Origin of the sequence: Pinirhizobacter soli, assembly GCF_015905305.1 — a bacterium.
Taxonomy (GTDB): Bacteria; Pseudomonadota; Gammaproteobacteria; order Xanthomonadales; family Rhodanobacteraceae; genus Pinirhizobacter; species Pinirhizobacter soli.
Map to the genome: position 1 here is coordinate 293,544 of NZ_JADZLQ010000004.1, position 26,434 is coordinate 319,977.

Sequence of the window (26,434 nt, forward strand, 5' to 3'; positions counted from 1 at the left end):
GAACTTGCGGCATGGGTCAAAGGGGGCACCGTGTGGATCGAAGTGGTCGAAGGCGACATTACACGGCTGGAAGTGGACGCCATCGTGAACGCGGCCGCCCCCTCGCTGCTGGGTGGCGGGGGCGTGGATGGAGCCATCCACCGTGCCGCCGGCCCGCGCCTGCTCGAGGCTTGCCGGGTGCTGCCTGAAGTCTCGCCCGGCGTGCGATGCCGTGTGGGAGACGTCCGGGTAACGCCGGGCTTCGACCTGCCGGCGAGGTACGTCATCCATACTGTGGGCCCCATCTGGCGCGGCGGCAACCACGGCGAGGCCGGGGAGCTCGCTGCCTGTTATCGCCATGCCATACGGGTCGCCTCCGGCCTGGAACTGACCTCCATCGCCTTTCCGGCCATCAGCTGCGGGGTTTATGGATACCCCGTTGCGGCAGCTTCCGCCGTGGCGGTGGCGGTCATTCACGCCACCCAGGCCCGCGACGTGGCCATCACGCTGTGCTGCTACAGCCCCGAAACGGCCGATGCGGTGCGCCGCGCGCTGCTGACATGAGGGCGTTCAGCTAACCACTGCCGGGATAGAGCGGGGGAAGATCATCGTGCACGGGTGCGCTATCCCGTGCCCAGGCAAGACCCGGTTCGAAAGCCCGACGCAACGCCTGGGCGTCAAGGACCGCTCCCCCCGGGGCAAAACGCGCCCGCTGCAAGCCTTCAATGGCCTGGCGCTGGGCCGGCGAGGCAAGCGCGAGGCCAAGCTCACCGAGGTTTCGCACCGCCGGCCGCGTTTCCCGCGCCCATCGAAGCAGGGCCTGGCCGATGCCTGCCGCGTCGCCCGTGGTAACGGCGGCAAGGAAACCCTTGCGACCACCCGCCATCCCTGACTCCGTGGCCGGGAGCCCGGGGCGCGGGGCACGATTACGGCGCCGCCACAGCCAGACAGCAAGCACCAGGGTAACCAGCCATACCACCACCAGCGCCGCGGCAATGGCCTTCCAGCGGGATACCAAGCTGACCGTTTCGCGGCCTGCCAATGGCGCGGCAGTCGGTGCGGACTCATGGGAGGCAACCGCCGCATCCGGCGTTGCCGTGGCAGCGGAGGATCCGGTGGCAGGTGCGGGTGCACCCGGCGGGCCAGTGACCTCGATGCTGGCCGCGGGCACGCTAGCTGTTTCCATCGCGCGCTTGCGCGTATTCCACCAATGCAGGGTGATCGGGGGGATCGACAGCGTGCCGGCCCGGGTCGGCACCACCGCAAAGGCCTGTGAGCGCCGGCCAATAAGCGCGCTGCCATCGTCGCGGGTACCGGTGCTGGCCTTGTCCGGATAGACATCGGCGCCGTCGAGTTTGGGCAGGCTCAGGGCCGGAAGGACCTCAAAGGGAAGACCGGTGGCCTCCAGCGTGAGGTTCAGCGTGAGCGGCGTTCCCACATGCGCCTTGCCGTCGGCCGGCAGGCCATCGAGCTTCAACGTAAGGGCGGAAGCGGGAAGCCAGGTACCCTGCGACCCGGCATCGGGGACTGGATCGACGTCGACCTCGACAGTGTTGGATACCGCCGAGACCGGCGAGGTACCGGCGAAGAAAGGATCCTGGCCGCGCTGGTCGAGCGCCTCGCCCTGGAAATTCACCGGCGGGATGGTGAGCTTGCCGGCATGCTGGGCAAACACCACGTAGTGCCGCTCGAGCACGCGATAGGTGGTGCCGTTGCGCTGCGCCTGGTAGTTGCTGTCGTTGCCGACACGACGCATCGACAGGCCCGCCGTCTGTGGATCGCCCAGCGAACCGTCGGCCAGGTCCAGGGCGTAGAGCAACCTCACCGTATACGAAATGGCCTGGCCGACGATGGCGTGGTCAGTGTCGGCGGAGGCCTCGAGGAACACCGGCCCCTGCCGTGACGAGGGCGCAGCCGCGCTGGCATCGTCCACGTGCAGGCTGAGCGGCGAGGTGAGTTGCCCGGCGACGTCAAGAGCGGGGATGGTGATCGTGCCGGGATGGTTCGGCCGCAGGGCCACGCCGAACTCGGTACGTAGCGTGCGCTGGCCATTAATGATCGAAAGGCTGCTGTTGGTGGAGCTGCCCAGCACGGCGAAATCGCCCGACAACGGCGATAGGTCGGGTGGCGAAGCCTGCTGCAGCCCATCGACGGTGATGGTGAGCGCCACCGTTTCACCCAACCGCGCCTGCGTGCGGTCAAGGCTCGCCCGCGCCGTCACCTGTGCCAGCACGGCGACAGGCAGCAGGGCGAAGACGAGCAGGAAAACCAGGCGGCGCGCCCTGATCATGGTTCATCGTCCGGTTGCACGCCCTGGCGGCGCTGGTAGTCGAGCATGAATTTCCGGCGCAGCAAACCACCTGGATCGTCAGGCACGCGCTGCAGGGCCTGGCGTAGCGCAGGAGGCAGGTTTCGACTGCCGTCGGCATCCTCCGCCTGTACGCCTAAGTCGTGGCTGCCGTCGCCCTTGTCGGCCTTGGCCTTGCCGGCCATGGCACGGTCCATCTGCTCTTTCAGGGCCTGCTGGGCGGCCTTGGCCTGGGCGTCCTGGCGGGCTTCGGCTTCCTTGTCGAGCTTGCCCGTAGTGTCCTTGCCATCCTTGCCGGCGTCGTTCTGGTCCGGGTTCGATGGCGGCGCCTTGCCATTGGATTCACCGGTGCCCTGGCCCTGCGACGGAGAATCCTCGCCCTGGCCCTGCCCCGGAGCCTGCTGCTGGCCACCGCTGTCCTGCTTGCCGCCCTGTTTGTCCTTGCCCTTGCCGCCCTCGCCCTTCTGCTTGTCGTCGCCGTCCTTGCCCTGCTGGGCGTCCTTGGACTTTTGCTGCTGCTGTTTGTCCTGCTGTTTCATGAAAGCTTCGACCGCCTTGCGGTTGGCGGTGGCATCGGCGTGGCCGGGTTGCAACTTCAGGGCGCGGTCGTAGGCGGTGATGGCCTCGGGGTACTTGCCCGCCTTGGCCAGGGCGTTGCCAAGGTTGTAGGCAGCATCGCTGCCGGGAAGTTTTGCGTAGGTATCGGCCGCCGCGCCGTAGTCGTTTTCCTTGTAGGCAGCCGCGGCGGCAAGGTTGGGGTCGGTCGCCAGTTCGCGGGCCTTCGACGCATCGCCGGCAGCCAGTGCCGCTGCCGCGCGCTGGTTGCGATTGTGGAAGATATCGTCGGCATGGGCCCTGGGCGCGACCATTGGCGCCGCGACGAGGACCGCCATCAGCAACCAGCCGCGGCGGAACATCAACGCGAACAGCGGCAAAAGCGCCAGCACGAACCACGGGCCGCGGTCCTGCCAGTCGGAGGCTTCGGCGTTCTCCGCCTTCGCCTGGGAAGGGTCGGCGACCAGCATGGCGCGCAGGGCATCGATATCGCGATGGCTTTCATCCATCGGCACGAAGATACCGCCGCCGGCACTGGCCAGCGCCGACAGGGCGGCATCGTTGCGCGCCGCCATCACCACGTTGCCGCCGGCGTCCTTGACGAAGCCACCGTCGGGCGCGGCAATCGGTCCGCCGCGTGCAGTACCGATGCCCAACACGGAAACGCGGATGCCACGAGCGCGGGCGCGAGCCGCGGCGGCGATCGCGTTCTTGTCGGCGTCGTCGGTCACCAGCACCAGCGAACCACCGCGGCTGGCCGCATGAGCGATGGCATCGGCGCCCATGTCGATCGCGCGTGCCGCGTCGTTGCCGTCCACCGGCATCGCATCGGGTGACAGTGCATTGAGCAGTTCATCGGTGCTGTGCGCATCGGAGGTGAGCGGCGCCACCAGGAAGGCGTCGCCGGCATAAGCCACCAGGCCGTTCAGCCCATCGCGATTGGCTTCGAAGAGGTCGCGCACCTTGTAGCGGGCACGGCTGGCGCGGTCGGGCACCAGGTCACGCGACTGCATGTGCGAGGACATCGACACCGCCACCAGTTGCGCGGCGCGGTCGGCGAACAATGGCTGCAACTGGCGATCCCACGAGGGACCTGCCATGGCCACGATGGCAAGCACCGCGGCAAGCGCGCCCAGCACCAGTGGCAGGCGCTGCCGCACGGGCTTGCCTTCCATCAGGAACGGCAGCAAGGGGGAATCGACCAGGCCATCGAACACGCGCGGCGTGCCGCGACCACGCACGAGCAACCACGCGCCCAGCGGCACGGCGAGCAACAACCACAGCCAGGTCGGCTGGATGAAATGGAAGGCCGTAAGCGCGCTCATGCTGTCGCCCTCGGTCTGAGCATCCGCGACAGTGACGCCAGCAACACCAGCACGAGGCCGGCCGCCAGGGGCCAGCGGAACAATTCGATATGCGGACGCAGCGGCTGGCCCTGGTGCGGCATCGGTTCGAGTGCATCGATGCTGCGATATGCATCGGCCAGCGCGCTGGTGTCAGTGGCGCGGAAGAAGCGGCCGCCGGTGTCGTTGGCCATGGAGGTGAGCATGCCCACGTCCAGGTCGGCCGACGGATTGACCACGCTGGAACCGAAGAAGCCCGGCACGGTCATGCGGTCGGCGCCGATGCCGATGGTGTAGATACGCACGCCGGCGGCCTTCGCCGCGCGCGCCGCATCAAGCGGCTGGATCGCCCCGGTGTTGTTCACGCCGTCGGTGAGCAACACCATCACGCGCGCCTGGGTGGGCAACGACGCCAACCGCTTGACGGCCACGCCGATCGCATCGCCGATCGCCGTTTCGCGACCAGCCAGGCCCACGGCGGAACCGTCCAGTTGGGCGTGCACGGCATCCAGGTCGTAGGTAAGCGGAGTGACCAAATAAGCCTGCGATCCGAACAGGATCAAGCCCAGTTCATCGCCCGAACGCCGCGAGATGAAATCGCCGGCAATCGCCTTCACCGCGGCAAAACGGCTTACCGGCTGACCGGCCAGCACCATGTCTTCCTGCGCCATGGAACCGGAGAGATCCACCGCCAGCATCATTGCGCGGCCGCTGTGTTCCTGCGCCTGGGGCGGCCCCAGCCACTGCGGGCGGATGGCCGCTCCCACCAGGCACAGCCACGCCAGGCCAAGCAAGAGCCATGATCCGCGCGGCGAACGGCCGCCGACCGCGGTAGCCAGCGACAGGCCCGGTTGCGGCAGGTTGAGCGCTTGTCCCGGCGCTTCCGGGCGCAACCACCAGCGCAGCAGCCAGGGCAGCGGCAATACCGCGGCAAGCCAGGGCCATGCAATGAGGGGAAGATGCAGCTCAGGCACGGTGCCTCCGGCGCACAGGCAGCGCCACCCGCAGCCACGCGTCCGCACTGCGATGGACGGCGTCGACATCCAGCGTGGCCGATGGGCGATACAAGACTGTCTCCAGGCTTGCCAGGGGCATCACGTCGACTTTCGGCGCCAGGGCCTGCAGCGATGCCGACCAGGCATTGCCCTGCTGGACCACCACGCTGGCGTCGTGCCTGCGGGCGACACGGCGCAGCAACTGGGACACCTCGCGAGCGTAGGCAGGCAGGTCGCCGTCGTTGCCGTAGCGATCGCGTGCACGGTCGAGTTCGGCCAGCACCGCGGCATGTCGACGGCGTTCAAGCATGCGCCGGCGCCACCACCACGCCGCCGCGCCCATCAGCAGCAGGCATGCGGCGATCAGGATCCACCAGCCCGGTGCCAGTGGCCACCAGCCAGGCGGGGGCGGCAAATGGATGTCGCGTAGTTGCAAGTTCGGTTGCGTCATCGCGGGCCGCCCTTGCCCAGCAGGTGGGCGATGCCATCGAGTGGATCGGCAGCGGTATCGATGATGCGATGGCGCAGGCCAAGTTCCGTGGCCAGCGACTGCAGGCGGCGGTGCCCCTCGCCCATGGCTTGCGCAAAGGCCTCGCGCTGGGCCTGGCCATGAAGCTCTACTTCGAAGCGCTCGCCGTTATGCGCGAAGGGATAACGCCCGGCGGGGGGAACGTTCAACTCCAGCGCATCGGACACACCCAGCAAAAGCACTTCGGCGCGGCGGGCCACGCCAAGCAGGCTGCCGCGCGTGGCGTCGTCGCAACTGAAACCATCGGTCACTACCAGCACGCGACGGGCGCCATGCGCGGCACGACCGGTGCGTTGCAGGGCGGCGGCGAGGGTTTCATCCCCGTGCACCGGCCCGACGGCATCCCAGCGTGCCAGGGCACCGGCGATGGCCAGGGCGCCGCGTTGGGCGCCCTGGGCGCGCAGCTGGCCGCGCTGGCCGCCGAAGGCGATCAGGCCGACCTTGTCACCGCCCCGCATCGCGTACCACGTGGCCAGCGCCACCGCACGCGCGGCCTGCACCGACTTGAATCGCGCGCGCGTGCCGAAGCGCATGCCGGCATTGGTATCCACCACCACCAGCAACCTTCCTTCGCGCTCTTCCTCGAACAGCTTCGTATGCAGGCGTCCGCTGCGCGCGGTCAGGCGCCAGTCGAGCCGGCGAACATCGTCGCCCGGCTGGTAGGCGCGCGATTCGGCGTAGTCCATGCCGCGCCCGTGCAGGCGGCTGGACTGCTGCCCGTGGCGGGCCGTATGCACACGCTCGGGGGGCAGCTTCACCCGCGCCACGCGTGCACGCAGGGCGATCAGTTCGGCGAGGCTGACACGGGTGCGACCGTCGCCGTCGATGCTGGCGTCGACGGCGGTGTTCACGGCAACGGCACGAGGTCCAGCAGGCGGTCGATGATGCGGTCGGGGCGGATGCCTTCGGCCTCGGCTTCGTAGCTGGGCAGGATGCGGTGGCGAAGGACTTCGTGGGCCACGGCGTGGACATCTTCGGGAAGCGCGTAGTCGCGCCCGGCAAGCCAGGCACGGGCCCGCGCGCAGCGATCAAGCGCAATGGAGGCGCGGGGACTGGCGCCCCAGGCGATCCAGCGCGCCAGTTCAGGGCCGTAGCGCCCGGCATCGCGCGAGGCCAGCACCAGCTGGGCCAGGTAATTTTCCAGCGCGGGCGAGACGTGCACGTTCAGTACCGCATCGCGCGCGGCAAAGACGTCGGCCGGCGTGAGCATCGGCTTCACCGGCACCGGCGTGTGCATCGACTGCCGCGCCTGCTCGCGCGCCAGGCGCAGGATGGCCAGTTCCGCGTCAGCGTCGGGGTAGCCGATGGTCACGTGCATGGTGAAGCGGTCGAGCTGGGCTTCGGGCAGGGCGAAGGTGCCTTCCTGCTCGATCGGGTTCTGCGTGGCCATCACCATGAAGAGGTCGGGCAACGGCCAGGTGCGGCGGCCGATGGTGATCTGCCGCTCGGCCATGGCTTCCAAGAGCGCAGACTGCACCTTGGCCGGTGCGCGATTGATTTCGTCGGCCAGCACGATGTTGTGGAACAACGGGCCGCGCTCGAATTCGAAGGTGCCCGCCTGCGGCCGGAAGATGTCGGTGCCGGTAAGGTCCGCGGGCAGGAGGTCGGGCGTGAACTGCACGCGGTGGAAATCCGCATCGATGCGCTGGGCCAGCGCCTTGATGGCGGTGGTCTTGGCCAGGCCCGGGGCGCCTTCCACCAGCAGGTGGCCGTCGGCCAGGAGAGCGACGAGCAGGCATTCCACCAGGTGCGGCTGGCCGATGATGCTGCGGGCGAGATCCTCACGCAGTGCGGCGAACGCGGCCTGCAGCGGATGGCCGGGCGATGTGGCGGGTGCGGGCGGTGCTGGGGTCATCATTCAGGTTCAGACCGTCGGGGAAGCGATAAGTTTACTGAACCGGCGGCCCGGGGGCTTGTGCCTAAAGGCTTGTAGCCATCCAAGAAAAAGGGCCCCGGAGGGCCCTTTTTCCCCGCTATTTCAACAACTCACCGTTACTGCAGGGAGTCTGAAAGGATGCGCGGGGTGACGAAGATCAAGAGTTCCGCCTTGTCGTTCTGACGGGACGTGCGGCGGAACAGGACGCCGATGCCGGGTATGTCGCCCAGGCCCGGGATCTTGTCGATGGTGTTGGACTTGGTGACTTCGTAGATGCCACCGAGCACCACCGTCTGGCCGTTATCCACCAGCACCGAGGTATTGATCTCGCGGGTGTCGATCTGCGGCACCGAACCGCCACCAGGGCTGTTGACGAACTGGTTCAGCGCGTCCTTGGTGACGTTGATCTTCAGGTAGACGCGGCTGTCGGCGGTGATCGTGGGCGTAACGCGCAGTTCCAGCACCGCATCCTTGAACTGCACGGTGGCGTTCTGCGCGCCGCCGCCGCTGCCGCTGGCCTGGTAGGTGACGTAGCCGATTTCCTGGCCCTGCTTGATCACCGCTTCCTGCTGGTTGGCGGTGATGACGCGCGGGCTGGAGATCACTTCGCTGCGGCCTTCGGTCTGCGCGGCGGAGAGTTCCAGGTCGACCAGGTAGCTCGAACCGATGATGCCCAGGGCGATGGAACCGGTCGGGTTAGCCACCGGCAGGTTCACGTTGTAGCCGCCGGGGAGGGTGAGGCTGGGATTGGTGACCGTGCCGTTGGCCAGACCCACATCGTTGTTGTGGACCTGGGTGATCAGGCTGCTGGCGCCAGCGCCGGTGTTCGTGCCGCCACCGGTGGTGGTGCTGGTGAGGTCAGGCGTGGTGCCCAGCACGTTCTTGCCACCCGGGCTGTGCTGGAAGGCCTGCACGCCCCAGCGCACGCCGAGGTCGCGGCTGAAGCTGTCCGAGGCCACCACGATGCGCGATTCGATCAGCACCTGCTGCACCGGGCGGTCGAGCACGCCGATCAGGTCGCGCAGTTCACGCACCTTCTCGGGGGAATCGTTGATCAACAGCGTGTTGGTGCGCTCGTCGAAGGAGACGCTGCCGCGCGAGGAGAGGAAACCACGCTGTGTACTGCTACTGCTGCCGCCGCTGTTGCTCTGCAGGCTGCCCTGCGTGAGCAGCTTGGCGATGTCCGAGGCCTTGCCATAGCTGATGGGCACGTAGTCGGAAACGAGCTCGGCGTTGTCCTGCGCCTTCTGGCGGGCATCGGCGAGGTTCTGCTCGTAGGTGGCCAGTTCCGCCTGCGGGGCGATCCAGACCACGTTGCCGTTACGGCGCTTGTCCAGGCCCTTGGCACGCAGCACCACGTCCAGTGCCTGATCCCACGGCACGTTCACCAGGCGCAAGGTGACGCTGCCGCCGACGGAGTCGGAGGCCACCATGTTCAGGCCCGAGAGGTCGGCGATCAGCTGCAGCGCCGAGCGAACCGGGATGTCCTGGAAGTTGAAGGTGACGCGGTTGCCGCTGTAGACCGGGTCGGCGCCCTTGAGCAATTTCGGATCGGTCGGGGCGGCCTTCTTCGGCGCTACTTCCACCACGTATTCGTCGGCCGACTGGTAGGCGGAGGTCTCGACCTCGCCCTTCACGCGGATCTCCATGCGCGCGCCACCGGCTACCGAGGTGGTGTTGATCGACTGCACGGGCGTGGCGAAATCAAGCGTGTCCAGGCGCTGGGCGAGTTTTTCCGGCAGCGTGGCATGGCCAAGGCTGACGATGACACGGCCGTTGTCCTTGTGCATTTCCGGCGTGATGCCGCTGCCGGCCAGGCTGACGATGATCCGCCCTTCGCCATTGGGACCGCGGCGGAAATCGATGTTGGAGATCGCCGGGCCGCCGGAGGCGGACGGTGCGACCTTGGTCGGGTCGGAGACGACGCTGGTGCTGGTGGTGGCCCCGGTCGGGCCATTGCTGACTTCCATCACCAGCGTGTTGCCTTCCACGTGCGTGGCGTAGGCCGATTCGCGGTAGAGCTCGACCACGACGCGGGTGCGGCCGCCGGCACCGACCACCGAGACGCCTGCCGTGGCGCCCTTGTTGACGTCGACGTGGCGGGTGCTGAAGCCGTTGGTGGTGTCGGCGAAGTCCACCGCGATGCGCGGCGGGTTGCCGGTGGTGAAGACTTTCGGCGGCGGCGGCGGCGAGTCGAAGGTCATGCGAAGTTCGACCTTGCCCCCCGGCTGGGCGTCGTAGCTGACGTCCTTGAGGGTGCTTGCGGCCAGCGCGGACTGCGCGAAGACCAGCGCGCCGCCACAGGCGAGCAGCGCCACGGCCCGGCGTACCAGGCGCGGCGAGCGACCGCGAAGATGAGTGTTGGAGGTAGTCATGTTCATCGTCCCCGATCGATGCTTATTTTTCGCCGAGCGCGATGCTGGCCTGGCGTTCCATCCAGCCACCAGTACCGTTCGGAACCAGTTCGACCAGGTCGATGTGATCATCGGCAACGCCCGTGACGCGGCCATAGCTCTGCCCCATGTATTCGTTCATATGCACGCGGTGGATAACGCCGCCAGGATCCTTGACCAATGCTTCGGTGGATTTGCCAGCACCAACCGTGCCAACCATCTTCAGGCTATCCAGCGAGAACATTTCCAGCGGTTGCTTCGGACGGTTCTCGTCCGGCCGCGGGCCCGACGCGGTACTCGACTGCTGCATCTCGGCCGTGCTCGGGCTGAACGGATCGCGCTTGGCCTGGTCGTTGTAGGCGAAGGTCTCGAAGGTCTGGATCACCGGCAACGGCGGGATCGGCGCACCCTTCTTGGCCTTCTCGGCGGCCACCCAGTCGCGAAGATCCGAGGTGCCGCCGGTGCAACCGGCAAGCGTAGCCACGGCACCCATCACGAGCAGGCAACGGCGGGCGGGGGTCATGAAGTGGCTCATGGCTTGGCCCCCTTGGCGGCGGCGCCCTGCGGGTGTGTATCGGTATTGGCCGCCTCGTCGTCTTCAAGGTAGCGATAGGTCTTGACCGTGCCCTGCAGGACCAGCAGGCCGCCGGGGACCGGGTCGCCACCCTTGACGGCGGCGGATTTCGGACTCAGGGACACGTCGTGCAGCGTCAGGATAACGACGCGCGGAAGCGAGGCCACGCCGCTGATGAAGGCACCAAACTGATGATAGGTGCCCACCATGCGCAAGGTGATCGGCTTCTCGGCGTAGAAGTCCTTCGGCGTTTCGGCACCAGGCTGGAACAGCTCGTTCTCGATGCCCGCGGCCAGCGCCGTCTGCGAGATGTCCACCAGCAGCTCGGGCATTTCCGTCTTGCTGGGCAGCTGGCGCAGCAGCTGGCGCAGCATGTCCTGCATCTCGTTGAGCTGCTGCTGCAGCGCCTCGAGGTTGGCGGCCTTGGCCTGCTTGGCGGAGAACTCGGTCTTGAGCGATGCTTCCTGGTTACGCGCGGTTTCCAGGTCGTCCTGCTGGGTGGAGACGAAGAAGTACCAGCCGGCCACCACGATCACGATGAAGACGATGGAGGTGAAGAACAGCTTGACCGACTTCGGCCAACCGCCAACGTTGTGGCGGTCGAGGTTGCGCAGATCGTCAAAGAACTTCATTTGCGTGCCCCCCCGGCAGTGGCGGGACGGGCCGGCGCGGGCGCCGTGCTGACGGCGGCAACCGGCGGCGGTGAAGCGGCAGGTGCTGCTGCAGGCGTGCCCGGAGCGGCCGCAGGCGACGTGCCTGCGGAGCCCGCCGGCGACGGCAACATGGACTTCGCGGCATTGGCCAACGGTGCCGGCACGGCCGGAGCGGCGCCGGGAGCTGCGGCGGCGCCAGGCGTTGCCGCAGCGTCCGCACTGTCACCGGTGGGCCGGGAAAGCTTCACGTCCAGGCCGAACGAATAAGGCATGCGCGAGGCGTCGTGGCTGTTTTCGGTCTTGCGCAGGTCCACATGGCCCATCCAGGGCGAGGACTCGATGCTGCGCATGTACTCAGCCACCGAGGCATTGGACTGGGCCACGCCATCGAGCGATAGCGAATCGCCGGTCTGCTTCATGTTGGAAAGGCGGGCGGAGACGGGGATGGTCTTCACCATCTCGTCGAATAGATGGACCATCTGCGAGCGGTTGGCCTGCAACTGCTCGATGATCTGCTTGCGCTGGAGCAGGCGCGAGCGGGTTTTTTCCAGGTCCTGGATTTTCGCGATGCGTTCGTCCAGCTGGGTGATCTCGCCCTTCAGGTAGGTGTTGCGATCGTTCTGGTTGTCGATGCGCATGTCCATCCACAGCACCCAGGCGAACGCCACGATCACGCCGACGAGCGCTGCCACGCCCAGCTGCATGTAGAACTCACGCTCTCGCTGCTTGCGGCGCTCGGCGCGCCACGGCAATAGGTTGATCCGTGCCATCAGTCGAAGCTCCTCATGGCCAGGCCGACCGCGATCATCAGCGCGGGGGCGTCCTGGGCCAGTGCCTGCGGCTGCACGCGGCTGGACAGCGCCATGCGCGCCAGCGGGTTGGCCACCACGCAGGGGATGCCCAGCTGGGCTTCGAGCAACTCACTGATGCCCTCGATCGAGGCGCAGCCGCCGGCCAGGACCACCTGGTCGACCCGGCTGTATTCGGAACCTGCGAAGAAGAACTGCAGCAGGCGGCTGACCTGCTGGACCAGGGCTTCCTTGAAGGGCTCCAGGGCTTCGGCTTCGTACGATTCGGGCAGGCCGCCCTTGCGCTTGGCGCGGCCGGCTTCCTCATAGGAGAGGCCGTAGCGGCGCATGATTTCGTCGGTGAGCTGCTTGCCACCGAAGACCTGCTCGCGGGAATAGATGGTGCGCTGGTTCTTCAGCACCGCCAGGGTGGTCATGGTGGCGCCGATGTCCACCACCGCCACCAGGGCGTCGCGCGGCACGGAGAGCTGGTCGGCCACCATGCCGAAGGCGTTCTCCATGGCAAACGCCTCGACGTCGACCACGCGGGCGGACAGGCCGCCCAGGTCGAGCGCTGCGATGCGCATGTCCACGTTCTCCGTGCGGGAAGCCGCCAGGAGCACGTTGTTCATCTCGGGGTTGTCCTTGACCGGGCCCAGCACCTCGAAGTCGAGCGAGACTTCCTCGATCGGATAGGGAATGTATTGGTTGGCCTCGATCTGGATCTGGCTTTCCAGGTCATCCTCGGCCAGATCCGCGGACATCGGGATCAGCCGGGTGATGACCGCCGAGCCCGCCACGGCGGCAGCGCCGTGCTTGAGCTTGGAGCCGGAACGGGAAAGGGCGCGCCGGATGGCCTCGCCGACGGCCTCGACCTCGACGATGTTTTTCTCGACGACGGCATTGGGCGGCAGCGGTTCAACGGCGTAGTGCTCAACGCGATACCTCCCGCCAGCCTGACTTAACTGGAGAAGCTTTACGGCAGTCGAGCTGATGTCGACGCCGATTAACGGCGGCGCCTTCGGTGTGAAAAGCCCCACGATGTCCCCCTTCCCCTGCGTCCCGTTAGGTTTTTGTTTCTGGACGCGAAGGCATTAGATCGAAAACTTAATGCTTTAGCAATGGGTCGCAACCCTTTGGTTCGGAACTAAATCACAAGTTCGTCATTCCGAGCCATAAGCCCCTGTCCCAGGGACGGGTAAGCTCCCGCCGCTAGGGCGGAATCTCGTGACCCCCTATACTCGGCGCCACTTCGCGCCCATGCCTTCCTAACGACCATTCATGGCAATACTTAAGCGTTTGCTGCGCTATGCGCTGATCCTGGCCCTGGTGGGCGTCCTGCTGGTGGTGGCGGCGGTCGGGGTGGCCTACTGGCTCCTGGCGCCCCGGCTGCCGGCCGTGGCCGTGCTGCGGGACGTCCATATGCAGGTGCCCCTGCGCATCGAGACGTTCGATGGGAAGCTGATCGCCACCTTCGGCGAAACCCGGCGCATCCCCGTGCGCATCGCCGACGTGCCGGCCAAGATGAAGAACGCCGTGCTCTCGGCCGAGGACGCGGACTTCTACAGCCATCCCGGGGTCGACTGGCACGGCATCGCCCGCGCCGGCATCCATGTGATCACCTCCGGCGGCGACAAGGGGCCGGGCGGTTCCACCATCACCCAGCAGGTCGCCCGAAACTTCTTCCTGAGCCCCGAGAAGCTCTATTCGCGCAAGCTCACCGAGATCTTCATCGCCTTGCGCATGGAGAACGAACTCACCAAGGATGAAATCCTCGAGCTCTACATCAACAAGATGTTCCTCGGCCACCGCACCTACGGCCTTGGCGCGGCGGCGAGCTTCTACTACGGCAAGACGCTCGACCAGCTCACCGTGGCGCAGTCGGCGATGCTGGCATCGACCTTCCAGCTGCCTTCGGTGGTCAATCCGCTCAACAACCCCAAGCGCGCCATCGGCCGCCGCAACTGGGTGCTGGGCCAAATGTTGTCAAACCGCTTCATCACCAAGGTTGAGTACGACCAGGCGATCGCCGAACCCAACGATGCGTATCCGCACGAGCAGCCGATCGAGGTGGATGCACCGTACCTGGCCGAGATGGCACGCCTGCAGGCGATCGAGAAGCTCGGCAACGACGCCCTGGTGGAAGGCTATACCGTCAAGACCACGGTCACCTCCGTGCGCCAGGACGCGGCCAACACCGCCCTGCGCGACAAGCTCTCCAGCTACGACCGCCGCCACGGCTACCGCGGTCCCGAGGGACACGACGAACTGCCCGCGGGCGCCGGCACCGAGGAACTGGACCGTGTACTGGCCGGCTACATGGCGGCCGGCGGCATGCAGCCGGGCATCGTCACCGATTCGGCCGCCAAACAAGCCACGGTGTACCTGTCCAGCAAGGAATCGATCACGCTGGATATGGACGCGGTGGCCTGGGCGCGCCGCTACATCAACGAAACCAGTGCCGGTAGCGTGCCCAAGAGCGTGGACGCGGTGGTCAAGCGTGGCGACATCGTCCGCGTGCAGCGCAACGAGAAAGGCCAGTGGGAGCTCACGCAGATTCCCTCCGTGCAGGCGGCGCTGGTGTCGCTCGATCCCGAGGACGGCGCCGTGCAGGCGCTGGTGGGCGGCTTCAATTTCCAGCGTTCGAAGTTCAACCGCGCCGTGATGAGCGCGCGCCAGCCAGGTTCGAGCTTCAAGCCATTCCTGTATTCGGCGGCTTTCGAGCGTGGCTTTACCCCCGCGTCGATCGTCAACGATGCACCGGTGGTGTTCCCCGATCCGTCACGGCCCGACGGCATCTGGGCGCCGTCCAACGACGATGGCAAGTTCGATGGCCCGATCCGCCTGCGCGAGGCGCTGGTGAAGTCGAAGAACCTGGTGTCGGTGCGCCTGCTCGATGCCATCGGCGTGCGCTACGTTCGCGACTACGCCACCCGCTTCGGCTTCACACCCGATGCCATCCCGCAGAACCTGTCGCTTGCGTTGGGCACGGCTTCGGTGTCGCCCATGAGCATGGCCCGCGGCTATGCGGTATTCGCCAACGGCGGCTTCCTGGTCACGCCGTATTTCATCGCGCAGATCACCGACCGCAACGGCCAGGCCGTCTATGTGGCCAATCCGGCGCGGGCCTGCGTGGATTGCCAGGAGCGCCTGCTCGATACCACGCCGCCCGGCCCGCCGCCGCCTTCCACCCCTTCAGGCCCGGCCAACGCACCGGCCACCAGCTCCACGGCTGCCGTGATCGGCGATGCGAAGCTGCCCGATGACGCCCACACCACCGGCCCGCATCCGCCGCACCTGGCCCCGCGCGTGATCGACGTGCGCAACGACTACCTGGTGACGTCGATGATGATGGACGTGATCCGCCGCGGTACCGGTTCCGCGGCAATGGAGTTGAAGCGCGACGACCTGGCCGGCAAGACCGGATCCACCAACGACCACCGCGATGCCTGGTTTGTCGGCTTCAACGGCAAGCTGGTGGCCTCGGTATGGGTAGGCTTCGACGATTTCACCTCGCTGGGCAAGGGTGAGTTCGGCGCCAAGGCAGCGCTTCCCATCTGGCAGGACTACATGGGCGCGGTGCTGAAGGACACCCCATCGGCCACGCTGCCGATGCCGCCGGGCATCAGCACGGTGCAGATCAACCGCAGCTCCGGCATGCCCACCAGCGCCGGCGACCCGGATGCGATGAGCGAGATCATGAAGGTGGAAGACGTCGACCGCCTGCGCCAGCAAGCCCAGCAGCAGCAACAGCAGGACGAGACCGACCAGCATTCCTACGACATCTTCTAAAAGCCAATACACGACGCTCACACCAAAAACTGTCAAAACATGTAATCTCACCCCACGTCCTGCACACGGGGTCATACGCTCATGTCACGAGGCGAACACCACCGCATCCACGCCCAGGACCGCAGCCAGCGCACCCGGCTACGCATCGCCCAGGAAGCCGCCCGGCTGATGAGCGAACACGGCATCCGCGATTTCCACCATGCCAAGCTGAAGGCCGCCGAGCGCCTGGGCATCATCGACGACCAGGCCCTGCCGCGGAACCACGAGATCGAAGAGGCCTTGCGCGAACACCAGCGCATCTTCAAGGGCGATTCGCAGCCGCTAGCCTTGCGTGCCCGCCGCGAGGCCGCGGTGGAAGGCATGTTCTTCCTGCGTGGCTTCGATCCACGGCTGGTAGGCGCGGTCCTTGAAGGCACCGCCGATGAACACTCGGCCGTGTGCCTGCATGTGTTCAGCGAAGATCCCGAAGCCGTGCCGTTGTTCCTGACCGAACACGGCATCCCCTTCGGCACGCAGGTGCGCCGCCTGCGCATGACACGCGACGACCAGGCCGAATTCACCGCCCTTACCTTCAACGCCGACGGCATCGCCTTCGACCTTACCGTGCTGCCGCACGATGCATTGCGCCAGGCGCCGCTGGATCGCGTCGACGAAAAACCCATGCGCCGCGCCAACCGCTCCACCGTACAAGCCATGCTGACCGAAGAAGACCTCGCCCAGTGGGATAGTGCGCAGGCAGGTACGGCCTCCGGATACTAAGCCAGGTAAGACAGCAGGCCCTCGACGAGTGCATCGAAGAGGGCTTTGCATGCAGGCTGGCTGCGCAGATCGCCGTGCATCACTACCCAGCATTCCAGCGGCAAGCTTACCGAGGGCAGTACGCGCGCCAGCACCGGCTCCCGTATAGCCAACGGAACCTGGCAGAACCCGATGCCGAAGCCGGCGCGCACCGCCGCGAGCTGCACCACGTTGCTATTGCTGCGCAGCGCGAACATGTCGCGATGCCACGGCGGCATGCCTGCCGACATGCGGCGGATATAGGGCAAGGCCTCGTCGAAGCCGACCAGATCGTATGAGGCCAGATCCGAGACCTGGCGCGGTTCGCCCCGCCGCTCGAGGTACGACGGGTGCGCATACAAACCCAGCTCGATCGCCCCGATGCGCCGCGCGAGCAGCGCTTCCTGCACGGGCGCCACCATGCGCACGGCAACATCCGCATCGCGCTGCAGGAGATCCTGGTTGCGATCGGACAAGACCAGTTCCACCACGACACCCGGACATGCCTGGCGAAAGGAAGCCAGGATCGCTGGCATGACCTCGATGCCAATCACCTCGGACACGCCCAGGCGGACGGTACCGGCCACCGTGTCGCGGCTGGCATGAGCATGACGGTCGATCGCCTGCGCCGAAGCGCGCATGGATTCAACAAAGGGCCGCAAGGCCTTGGCTGCATCGGTGGCGGCCAGGCCCGTGGGCGAACGGGTAAACAGCGTGGTGCCCAACGCCGCCTCCAGCAGCTGAACATGACGGCCCAGGGTGGGCTGCGCGAGCCCGAGGCTGCGTGCTGCGGCCGATAGCGAACCCTCTTCGAGCACGGCAAGGAAGCTGCGGTAGTGCTGCCAGTCCGTTTCGTCATCCATACATTTTTGTATAGCCAGTCAACAAGTAAGTCAATTCCTTTCTATCTTGTGGCAGCGCATCCTGTGGCCCTTACTTCCACGGGAGCAGCTCATGGCGACGCAAGATACGGCACTGGTTCTGGGCGCCACCGGCGGCATTGGTGGCGAGGTGGCGAGGGCGCTCCTGGCCCGAGGCTGGATGATTCGCGCGCTTATCCGGCACGAGCCGCCCGCCGATGCCGACCCGCGCATCCAGTGGCAGCGCGGCGATGCCATGGATGGCGAGGCCGTGCGACGCGCAGCCGAAGGCGTCGGCCTGATCGTGCATGCGGTCAATCCACCGGGATACCGTAACTGGGCAGCCGTGGTGTTGCCGATGCTCGAGAACACCATCGCCGCCGCCCGCGCCGTCGGCGCACGTATCCTGCTGCCGGGCACGCTCTACAACTACGGGCCCGACGCCTTCCCGGTGATCGCCGAAGACGCGCCGCAGGACACGCAGACGATCAAGGGCCGCATCCGCGCCACCATGGAAGGCCGCCTGCGCGAAGCCGCCGCCGAAGGCGTGCCGGTATTGATCGTACGCGCCGGTGACTACTTCGGCCCGCGCGCCGGCAACGCCTGGTTCGGCCAGGTGGTCACGCCGGGCAAGCCCGTCACCGTGGTCAAGCGCATCGGCAAGCCTGGCGTGGGCCACCAGTGGGCTTACCTGCCGGATGTCGCCGCGGCGATGGCAAGCCTGGTGTCGGTGGGCGAGCGGTTGCGTCCTTTCGAGAATATCCACATGCACGGCCACTGGGACGAAGACGGCACGCAATTGGTGGCCGCCGTACGGCGCGCCGCCGGCGGCAACGCGCTCATCGCCGCTTTTCCGTGGTGGGCGGTTTCGCTGACGTGGCCTTTCGTACGAATTTTTCGGGAGGTGCGTGAGCTGCGTTACCTCTGGCGAGAGCCGATACGCCTTGGCGGATCGCGCCTGCGCGAACTCATCGGCGCCGAGCCACATACGCCGATGGACGAAGCGGTGGCCGCGACACTGCGCGGACTGGGTTGCATCGGCCGGCCTTGACGGTGGGCAGGATGCAATGGCGTACACGACACTGGATAACCACCGCCGGCCATGCTTGACTGTCCGTCCCGAACGGCTTCGGACAGGACACAGGCGAAGGATGAAACGCTCACGCACGGCAACGCTGCTTTTGATGGCTTCCAGCCCCGTTTTGCTTGTCGCCTGCAGCGACGACGCCCCACCCGTGCAGCAGGAGCAATTCACCACGCTCGAGCAATGCACGGCAGCGGGCAACCTGCTGGACGATTGCAAGAAAGCCGAGGAACACGCCAAGCAAGCAGCCGACACATCCGCGCCTCGATACATGACGCGCGATGAGTGCATCAAGGATTTCCCGCCCGAGCAGTGCGTGCAACGCCAGGACCAGCGCCAGGGCAGCATCTGGGGCCCGCTGATGACCGGCTTCATGATTTCCCACCTGATGAACAACGGCATGCGCGGCTCGTATTACCAGTCCGAACCGCTTTATCGCCGCAATACCGGATCGTTCTACCAGCCATCGGCCGGTGCCGGCACCGGCGCCTACGCCGGTAGCTCGTTCGCCTCGCGTGGCCTGGGTACGGGCTCCCTTGCGGCCCCGGAAGGCGCCGGCGGGCGCGGCGCCACCGCCAGCCGTGGTGGCTTCGGTGCCCGCGGCAGCGCGGGCGAGTGATGCAGCGCGTTCGCATCACGCCCCGCGACGACTGGCAGCGCACCGCCGAAGACGCAGGCTTCGACTTCCACACCATCAACGGCGCGCCGTACTGGGACGAATCGGCCTACTACGCCTTCACCCTGCGCCAGATCGAAGACGACATCGAAGCCCCCACCGCGGAACTGCACGCGATGGCGGTGGACATGGTGGGCGACATCGTTGCGTCCGAAGCCATGATGACGCGCCTTGGCATCGACCCCCACTACTGGGACTGGATTGCCGGCAGCTGGCATGCGGGCGAACTGCAGCTCTACGGACGCATGGATCTGGCCTACGATGGCCATGGCGCTGCAAAGCTGCTCGAGCTCAACTACGACACGCCCACCAGCCTGTATGAAGCGGCCTATTTCCAGTGGGTGTGGCTTGAGGAGCAAAAGGCCCGCGGCGCCCTGCCCGCCGGCGCCGACCAGTACAACAGCTTGCAGGAAGCCCTGGTGGAGTCGCTGGCCACGATGGCCCGCCTGCTGCCCAAGCCGGTGTATTTCTCGGCCATCGCCGGCAGCCGCGAGGACAACGGCACTATCGCTTATATGCGCGACTGCGCCGAGCAGGCCGGCATGGATACCGGCGTGATCGCCGTCGGCGACATCGGCGTTACCGCACGCGGCGCCTTCACCGATCTGAACGACGTGGTGATCGGCACGCTGTTCAAGCTGTATCCACTCGAAGCGATGATGCAGGACGATTTCGGCCGTGCCCTGCCCACCTCCGGCCTTCGCCTGGTGGAACCAGCATGGAAGGCGGTGCTGTCGAACAAGGGCATCCTGCCATTGCTGTGGGAGCGTCATCGCGATCATCCCAACCTGCTGCCGGCGTTCTTCGAGGACGCACCCCACGATGAGTTGCCGCCTGGCTGGGTGCGCAAGCCGCTGCTGTCACGCGAAGGCGCCAACATCACCTTGCGCCTTGCCAACGGCGAAACCCTCGCCACCGACGGCCCCTACGGCAACGGCGGGTGGATCCGGCAGGTCCTGCAGGAACTCCCGCGCACCGAGGGCGGCTATCCGCTTATCGGCAGCTGGATGATCGCCGATCGTCCTTCGGGCATGGGCATCCGCGAGGACGCCGGATTGATCACCCAGGACACCTCGCGCTTCATCCCGCACGCGATCATCGGCTAGGCGTCGGCGGCAGGGCGCACGTCGATGCCCAGCGCATGCGCCACCTGCAGCATCGGCTCGCCGTCGGCCTGGGCCGTCATCCAGCCGGCGTAGGCGCCGCTTACCGTTTGCCAGGTCCAAAGCTTGTAGTTGTGTGGGGCGATCTCGTCGGCCGCTACCGACAGCAATGACGGAACATCCTGGCCCTCGATGAAGTCATCGTCGTCAGCGTCGCCGCCCCAGTCGATCGTCAAGTGATAGCGCGATACCAGTTCCTCGACGGCATCGATCAGCTGGCGAGGCTCGTCGGCCGCCACATGGAAACCCGAGCGCCAGTCGATCGCATCGCGGATGGCCAGCAGGGTGGCTTCCGCATCTTCACCCATGCCCGCCTCGCGGACCTGCGCAAACTGCTGCATCGCGGTGTCTTCGTCGCCGGGGTTGATCAGCAGTAACAGCTGCCACACCAGGCCTTCGACGGATGATGCGTCCAGTTCTTCCCCGTCGCCGTCTTCGTCGTCGTGGAAGTTCTGGTCGGGGTCGTATTCATGGTTCATCAGCGCACCAGTAGCTGGGTAAATTGCTCGACGAGTTCGGTGTCGAGGGGAGTGCCGGCGGCGACGGCCGGCAAGCGGGCGAAACGGGCTTCGAAAGCATTCACGGCCGCGGTGAACCGGTCCACTCGCCCTTCGTCGGGACCGGCGATGGCATAGGACAAGAGCTGTGCGGACTGCCCGGCCAGCTCGATGTCTTCGGGCAAGGCGGAGATATCGCCCCAGACACGCTTGAGGTAAGCCACCGCCTCGGCGGTGTGCTGCATGCGTCGCCACAGCTCCGGCGGCATCGCGCGCTTGGGATCGAAGCAGGCCACGATGTGGCGCTCGCGGTCCACCGGGCCCGGCGCGAGCTCGATGCGCACGGAAACGACCATCGGATCCCATGTCCAGCTGTCGGGTGCGGGCTCGCTGGCAAAGGGCAGGCGCACGCCATCCACGCGCACCTCCAACGGCATGCCGGTGCCCAGCAATTCGACCACGTACGAACGCATGTCGGGCCGGCCGGCATAAACGCCCTGCATCGCGCCGATGGCGACCTGGTGTTCGTTGTCGTCACGCCAGCTGCGCACCAGGGTGCGGGCGAAGGCGCCGCGGCGATACCCTTGCGATATACCGTCGTCGTCGTAGATGGATGTCTCGCCCACCGGGCCTGGGTACACCTGCAGCACCATCTGCTGCGGCAGCCCCGTAAGATTGCGCAGGCCGTCGGTGTACAGCGGCAGGATGCTGCCTTCGCGGACGAAGATCGGTGTCTCGCGCAGTGCGTAGTCCTGGCTCACGGTAACCCCGCCTTGATAGACGCGCGCGCCCTCGCGGCTGTACCAGCGCCCCGGCGGAAGCCAGGTGTCGACGCGCGTGTAGCCGCCTTCGCCCGCTGCGGTCACCGGGCACAGCAACAGGCTATCGCCGAACATGTACTGGCCCGGCACCTCGTAGGCGCGTTCCTCGCGGGGCCAGTCGTAGTACATCGGCCGCACCAGCGACAGGCCCGTGTCGTGGGCGGCCCGTGCGGCCGCGTAGATATACGGCGCCAGGCGGTAGCGCAGGCGGATCGCCTCGCTGATCACATCGCCAAAGCGCGGCGCGAAGTGCCAGGGTTCCTTGTGCAGGCTCGCTTCCTTGGCCGAGTGCGTGCGCAGCACGGGGCTGAATACGCCCAGCTGCACCCAGCGGGTGTAGAGCTCAGGATCCAGGTGGCGCTCGGCGCGGGGCACCGCCTTGTCGAAGGTGTGGCCGCCGATGTCGTGGCTCCAGTAGCCATACAGCACGTTGGACGCGGTGGCGGTGAAGTACGGCTGGAAAGCCAGCGACGCCCACGAGATCACGCTGTCGCCGGAAAAGCCGATGGGATAGCGGTGGTTACCCAGGCCACCCCAGCGGTGGTAGATCAGCCCGCGCGCATCGTCGTGGCGTTCCATCTCGTTGAAGAACACGTGGTTGAGCCACCAGGTATTCGACAACCCCGGCTTGGCCTTGGATTCGGCCCACTGTTGCCAGTCCAGCCACCAGAAGTCGACGCCGCGTTTTTCAAGCGGTCGCAAGATGGTGTCGAACAGGGCCCGCATGTACGGCTTGGAACTCCCCTCGAAGGGAATCGTGGCGCCCTTGGTGGTGTCCACCGATAACGCCCGGCCCATCGCGCTGTAGTTCTCTTCGAACGCGGGCACGCCCGATGCCGGATGCAGGTTCAGGGTGATCTTCAGGTCGTGTCCGTGCACCCAGCGCATGAAGGCATCGGGGTCGGGGAACAGGCTGCCGTTGAAGGTGTAGCCCGTCCAGCCGCGCTGTTCGCCGAACTCATCGCGCTCGTCCATGCCCGCGCGCAGGGACAGCCCCGGCGTGGTATGCCAATCCATGTCCAGCACCAGCACGTCCAGCGGCATGCGTTCAGTGGCGAACCGGCCCAGCAGCCGGCGCAATTCCTGGTCGGAGTAATTCCAGTAGCGCGACCACCAGTAGCCGAAGACGAAGCGTGGCGGCAGAGGTTGCGGCCCGGATACCGCGGCGAAGTCCGCAAGCGCCCCGCGGAAATCGTGGCCGTAGCCGAAGAAATAGAAGTCCTGCGACGGCGCCTGGCCGCGACCTGAGACCCAACCGTCTTCGTCCAGGCGAAAGCTGGTTGAATCGTCCACCACGTGCCAGCCGCCCCGTGACAGGATGCCCGGCTCCAGCGGAATTTTCTTGCCATCGGTCCAGGTGTCGCCGTCGTAACGATCGAGCGTTCGGTAGGTACCCAGGAGGTTGCCTTCCTCGGCCATGCCCGGCGTCCAGCGCGTCTCATCGCCTTCGTCGCGCAGCACGATGTGCAGGTTCGAGGCATCGGGCGCGACATCGCCCTTGATCCATTCAAGCCGGAGCACGCCGGTATCCAGTACCAATCGGGTGTCGTCCTCGATCACCTCGAAGTCAGGTTTGGGCAAGCCGCGGCGGACGGCAAACTGCGTGCGCGCATCGTTGAAACGCCTGGCGGGGTCGAACTCCACGCGCAACAGGCGCGGCGTGAGCACGGTCAGGCGAACCGGACCCCGGGCAAAAGTAGCCTGGGGATCGGCAAAGGCATCGTGGACGGTGGCAACAGACACTTGGGGATTCGCGAAGGACGCCAAAACCCGATTATAGATGCCGTTGGCCGTTACGCCGCGGGACCGGTCACATCGGCACGGCTTTAGACGGCGGATACCTGGTTGCGGCCGGCCGCCTTGGCCTTGTACAGCGCCTCGTCGGCACGGGCGATCAATGCCTCGAACGATTGCGTGGCGTCGGCCACGGCCACGCCGATGCTGGTGGTCATCGACAACCGCGCCTTGCCGAACGGCACCTCGGTGGCGGCCACCGCCTGGCGCATGTCCTCGGCCAATACCGCGGCCTCGCCCAGGGTCAGGCCCGGCAACGCCAGCACGAATTCCTCGCCGCCGTAACGGCTCAGCAAGGTACCCGGGTCGCGCACCGCGCCGATAAGAGCCGAGAACTGGCGTAGCAGCGCGTCGCCACCATCGTGTCCGTAGGTATCGTTGACCTTCTTGAAATAATCCAGGTCGAAGATCAGCAATGCGAAAGGACGTCCGCGCGCACGGCAATGCGCCAGCATCCGACGGCCGTCCTCGATCAGCGCACCGCGGTTAAGCAGGCCCGTCAGGCCATCGATGCGCGCCAGGCGGCCCAGATCCACCGCCAGGCGTTCGGTCACCAGCAACATGAAGGCGATGAACCAGCCCAGCGCCAGCACGATGCCGATCACGAAGGTGGCAACGATCGGCGTCCCTCCGCGCATGGCGTCTTCGCCCGTGCCGGTGGCCAGTGACATGAAGGGCCTTGCTGCGTAGAACAGCAGGTCGAAAGCGAAAACGACGGCTGCGAGCCGGCAACTGGTGCGCAACTCGCGCGGTCCGTGGCGAAGCAGCATCCACACCGTGCAAGCATCCCATACCACCATCTGCGCGCTGAAAAGATGCAGGCGCACGCGCAGGCTCGGCACGACATACTCGAAGAACGCCTGCGCCGCCACGAACACCCCGATGAACACCACGGGCGGTCCCCAGCGCAACGGCCGGTCGACGTGCCGTGAGACACCGGCGAGCATCAGCGCACCGGAAATGGCAATGAAGAGGTTGCCCAGCACCACCGACATGCCTTCGTCGATCTGGTTGCGCAGGCCCGCGAACAACGCGCCGAGCGTGGCCATCCAGAAGCCGGCGGCCCACAGGCGCAACACGCGTTGCCGCGGCAATACCACGCCAAGCAGGGTGAAGCCTATCGACAGGGCGATTCCGATCAGGAAACCAATGACACCGAGGGTGGGAATATCCAGACGCATGCACCCTTATCGGCCGGGCGTGCGGATTCTTGACCTTCCCTTGTCAGGCCCCGGCGGGCGGTGCCAGGTACTGGTGCACGGCCTGGATCACCACCGAGCCTTCGCCCACGCCGGAGGCCACGCGCTTGACCGAACCTGAGCGCACGTCGCCCACCGCGAAGATGCCCGGGAGCGAGGTCAGGTAAGCCGAAGGCGCCGTGCCCGGAACCGTCTTGCCGGTGACGACGAAGCCCTTGTCGTCCAGCTCCACGCAACCCTGCAGCCAGTCGGTGTTGGGCTCCGCGCCGATCATCACGAACACGTTGCCGATCAGGCGCGTGGTGACCTCGCCGGTACCACGGTGGGTCCAGCTGACCTGACGCAGCCGGTCGGGGCCTTCCAGCTTGCAGATCTCCGAATGCGTGTACAGGGTGATCTTCGGCGACTGCTCGATACGCTGTACCAGGTAGTCGCTCATGGTGGCGGCAAGGCCGCCCGAGCGCACCATCATGTGCACATGGTCGGCGATGCGGGACAGGAACACCGCCGCCTGGCCCGCGGAATTGCCGCCGCCGACCACCACCACTTCCTCGCCGCCGCAAAGCTGACCTTCCATTGCAGTGGCGGCGTAATGCACGCCGGCACCTTCGAAGCGGTCGTAATCCTCGACACTGAGCTTGCGGTAGCGCGCTCCGGTGGCCACCACGAGCGCCCGCGCAGTCACCACTTGTTCGTCGTCCAGCAGCACGCGGTAGGGCGTGGCCGAGCAGTCGATGGCTGCCGCGGCGCGCGAGACCATCAGCTGCGCACCGAACTTCTGCGCCTGCACCTGCGCGCGGCCGGCCAGGGCCTGGCCGGAAATGCCGGTGGGGAAGCCCAGGTAGTTCTCGATCTTCGACGACGTCCCCGCCTGCCCGCCGGGCGCCGTGCTTTCCACCACGATGGTGGCCAGGCCCTCCGAGGCTGCATAGACCGCCGAGGCCAGGCCCGCGGGGCCACCGCCGATCACCGCCACGTCGTACACCTTGGTCGGGTCGAGCGTTTCGGTCAGACCAAGGCCATCGGCCAATTCCCGCGACGAAGGATTACGCAGCAGCGTGTCGTCGGCGAGCACCACCACCGGCAACTGGTCGGCCGAAAGCTCGAAGCATTCCAGGAAGCCGTTGGCTTCGGGGTCGAGCTCCGTGTCGAGCAGGCGGTGCGGGTAGCCATTGCGCACCAGGAAGCGTTGCAGGCGCAGGGTATCGGCCGAATGCGCCGGGCCGATCAGCACCAGCCCGTCGTTGAAATGGCGGATCAGGCCCACACGGCGCAGGATGAAGGCACGCATGATGATCTCGCCGATGTCCGGCTCGGACGACACCAGCCGGCGGAAGTCCGCGCGCGGCACGCGCAGCACGCGCGTGGGCACGGGCGCCCAGCCCGACATCAGCACCTGGCGGTTATTGAACATGTCCAGCTCGCCGCTGAACTGGTGGCGTCCGTGGGTGGTCACCACGTCGCGGCTGCCGTCGCGCTGCCGGTGGAATACCTCCACCCGCCCTTCCAGCACGAAAAGGAAATCCACCCCGCGCTGGCCACGCTCGAACAGTTCCGTGCCGGCCGGCACCTGCTGCTCCGTGCCATAGCGTTGAACCCGCGCCGCCATCTCGTCAGAGAGCCGCGGGAACGTCTGCGCGCTCCGGGCCATCGGGTCGCTGGGGTCGATCGCCTGTTCGGGTCGGGGAGGAAGTTCGGCCATCTTCGAATCGTAGCGTTTTGCGGTGACAAGGAATATGACCGGCCAGGACGGCGCGCAAGCCCCTCGCAGCAGGGCA

22 protein-coding genes are annotated in these 26,434 nt (G+C 66.5%); 6 read left to right on the forward strand and 16 right to left on the reverse strand.

Annotated elements, in window-relative coordinates; all coding sequences use genetic code 11:
- Positions 1-30 precede the first annotated feature (30 nt).
- Positions 31-543: an O-acetyl-ADP-ribose deacetylase gene (locus NDK18_RS18070; RefSeq protein ID WP_250624267.1), complete on the forward strand. Its 513-nt coding sequence runs from the start codon at positions 31-33 to the stop codon at positions 541-543.
- 10 nt (positions 544-553) lie between these two features.
- On the opposite strand, the gene NDK18_RS18075 is transcribed toward NDK18_RS18070, so the two are convergent.
- From NDK18_RS18075 to NDK18_RS18125, 11 genes are all read right to left on the reverse strand, one after another.
- A complete protein-coding gene (locus NDK18_RS18075) occupies positions 554-2,269 on the reverse strand; it encodes a BatD family protein (RefSeq protein ID WP_250624268.1) in 1,716 nt (571 codons plus the stop codon).
- A complete protein-coding gene (locus tag NDK18_RS18080) occupies positions 2,266-4,167 on the reverse strand; it encodes a VWA domain-containing protein (protein ID WP_250624269.1) in 1,902 nt (633 codons plus the stop codon). The genes NDK18_RS18075 and NDK18_RS18080 overlap by 4 nt, the downstream gene beginning before the upstream one ends.
- Positions 4,164-5,150, reverse strand: coding sequence for a VWA domain-containing protein (locus NDK18_RS18085; RefSeq protein WP_284691476.1), 987 nt, complete (start codon positions 5,148-5,150; stop codon positions 4,164-4,166). The genes NDK18_RS18080 and NDK18_RS18085 overlap by 4 nt, the downstream gene beginning before the upstream one ends.
- A gap of 1 nt (position 5,151) precedes the next feature.
- Positions 5,152-5,631, reverse strand: a complete 480-nt coding sequence (locus NDK18_RS18090; RefSeq protein WP_250628572.1) for a DUF4381 domain-containing protein — start codon at positions 5,629-5,631, stop codon at positions 5,152-5,154.
- Complete coding sequence (locus tag NDK18_RS18095; RefSeq protein WP_250628573.1) at positions 5,628-6,560, reverse strand: DUF58 domain-containing protein; 933 nt, start codon at positions 6,558-6,560, stop codon at positions 5,628-5,630. The genes NDK18_RS18090 and NDK18_RS18095 overlap by 4 nt, the downstream gene beginning before the upstream one ends.
- The gene (locus NDK18_RS18100) at positions 6,557-7,564 is read right to left on the reverse strand and encodes an AAA family ATPase (RefSeq protein WP_425600656.1); all 1,008 of its coding nucleotides are present in this window, start codon (positions 7,562-7,564) and stop codon (positions 6,557-6,559) included. Before NDK18_RS18100 ends, NDK18_RS18095 begins: the two co-directional genes overlap by 4 nt.
- A 137-nt stretch (positions 7,565-7,701) precedes the next feature.
- Positions 7,702-9,960, reverse strand: a complete 2,259-nt coding sequence (locus NDK18_RS18105) for a type IV pilus secretin PilQ (protein WP_250628575.1) — start codon at positions 9,958-9,960, stop codon at positions 7,702-7,704.
- 22 nt (positions 9,961-9,982) lie between these two features.
- The gene (locus NDK18_RS18110; protein ID WP_250624275.1) at positions 9,983-10,513 is read right to left on the reverse strand and encodes a pilus assembly protein PilP; all 531 of its coding nucleotides are present in this window, start codon (positions 10,511-10,513) and stop codon (positions 9,983-9,985) included.
- Complete coding sequence (locus tag NDK18_RS18115; RefSeq protein WP_250624276.1) at positions 10,510-11,184, reverse strand: type IV pilus inner membrane component PilO; 675 nt, start codon at positions 11,182-11,184, stop codon at positions 10,510-10,512. Before NDK18_RS18115 ends, NDK18_RS18110 begins: the two co-directional genes overlap by 4 nt.
- Positions 11,181-11,975 carry a PilN domain-containing protein gene (locus NDK18_RS18120; RefSeq protein WP_250628576.1) on the reverse strand — a complete coding sequence of 265 codons (795 nt, stop codon included), beginning with the start codon at positions 11,973-11,975 and terminating at the stop codon, positions 11,181-11,183. The genes NDK18_RS18115 and NDK18_RS18120 overlap by 4 nt, the downstream gene beginning before the upstream one ends.
- On the reverse strand, positions 11,975-13,033 hold the full coding sequence (locus NDK18_RS18125; RefSeq protein WP_324348620.1) for a pilus assembly protein PilM: 1,059 nt from the start codon (positions 13,031-13,033) through the stop codon (positions 11,975-11,977). The genes NDK18_RS18120 and NDK18_RS18125 overlap by 1 nt, the downstream gene beginning before the upstream one ends.
- Positions 13,034-13,274: 241 nt before the next feature.
- Between NDK18_RS18125 and NDK18_RS18130 the strand changes: the two genes are divergently transcribed.
- Entirely contained in the window at positions 13,275-15,785 is a 2,511-nt protein-coding gene (locus NDK18_RS18130) for a penicillin-binding protein 1A (RefSeq protein ID WP_250624278.1), read from the forward strand.
- 81 nt (positions 15,786-15,866) lie between these two features.
- Positions 15,867-16,544, forward strand: a complete 678-nt coding sequence (locus tag NDK18_RS18135) for a hypothetical protein (RefSeq protein WP_250624279.1) — start codon at positions 15,867-15,869, stop codon at positions 16,542-16,544.
- Here NDK18_RS18135 and NDK18_RS18140 read toward each other — a convergent pair.
- Entirely contained in the window at positions 16,541-17,425 is an 885-nt protein-coding gene (locus NDK18_RS18140; protein ID WP_250624280.1) for a LysR family transcriptional regulator, read from the reverse strand. The two genes, NDK18_RS18135 and NDK18_RS18140, sit on opposite strands and share 4 nt — an antisense overlap.
- 91 nt (positions 17,426-17,516) lie before the next feature.
- Here NDK18_RS18140 and NDK18_RS18145 point away from each other — a divergent pair, with 91 nt between their 5' ends.
- From NDK18_RS18145 to NDK18_RS18155, 3 genes are all read left to right on the forward strand, one after another.
- Positions 17,517-18,473 (forward strand): NAD(P)H-binding protein, encoded by a 957-nt coding sequence (locus NDK18_RS18145; RefSeq protein WP_250628577.1) that lies wholly within the window; start codon positions 17,517-17,519, stop codon positions 18,471-18,473.
- Positions 18,474-18,573: 100 nt separating this feature from the next.
- On the forward strand, positions 18,574-19,125 hold the full coding sequence (locus NDK18_RS18150; RefSeq protein WP_250624282.1) for a DUF1190 domain-containing protein: 552 nt from the start codon (positions 18,574-18,576) through the stop codon (positions 19,123-19,125).
- Positions 19,125-20,288 (forward strand): glutathionylspermidine synthase family protein, encoded by a 1,164-nt coding sequence (locus NDK18_RS18155; RefSeq protein ID WP_250628578.1) that lies wholly within the window; start codon positions 19,125-19,127, stop codon positions 20,286-20,288. The genes NDK18_RS18150 and NDK18_RS18155 overlap by 1 nt, the downstream gene beginning before the upstream one ends.
- Here NDK18_RS18155 and NDK18_RS18160 read toward each other — a convergent pair.
- From NDK18_RS18160 to NDK18_RS18175, 4 genes are all read right to left on the reverse strand, one after another.
- Positions 20,285-20,824, reverse strand: coding sequence for a DUF6630 family protein (locus NDK18_RS18160; RefSeq protein ID WP_250624284.1), 540 nt, complete (start codon positions 20,822-20,824; stop codon positions 20,285-20,287). The two genes, NDK18_RS18155 and NDK18_RS18160, sit on opposite strands and share 4 nt — an antisense overlap.
- Complete coding sequence (locus NDK18_RS18165; RefSeq protein ID WP_250628579.1) at positions 20,824-23,406, reverse strand: glycoside hydrolase family 31 protein; 2,583 nt, start codon at positions 23,404-23,406, stop codon at positions 20,824-20,826. Before NDK18_RS18165 ends, NDK18_RS18160 begins: the two co-directional genes overlap by 1 nt.
- Before the next feature lie 83 nt (positions 23,407-23,489).
- Positions 23,490-24,638: a GGDEF domain-containing protein gene (locus NDK18_RS18170; RefSeq protein ID WP_250624286.1), complete on the reverse strand. Its 1,149-nt coding sequence runs from the start codon at positions 24,636-24,638 to the stop codon at positions 23,490-23,492.
- A 43-nt stretch (positions 24,639-24,681) separates the two neighbouring features.
- Entirely contained in the window at positions 24,682-26,358 is a 1,677-nt protein-coding gene (locus tag NDK18_RS18175) for an FAD-dependent oxidoreductase (RefSeq protein ID WP_250628580.1), read from the reverse strand.
- Between the last annotated feature and the right edge of the window lie 76 nt (positions 26,359-26,434).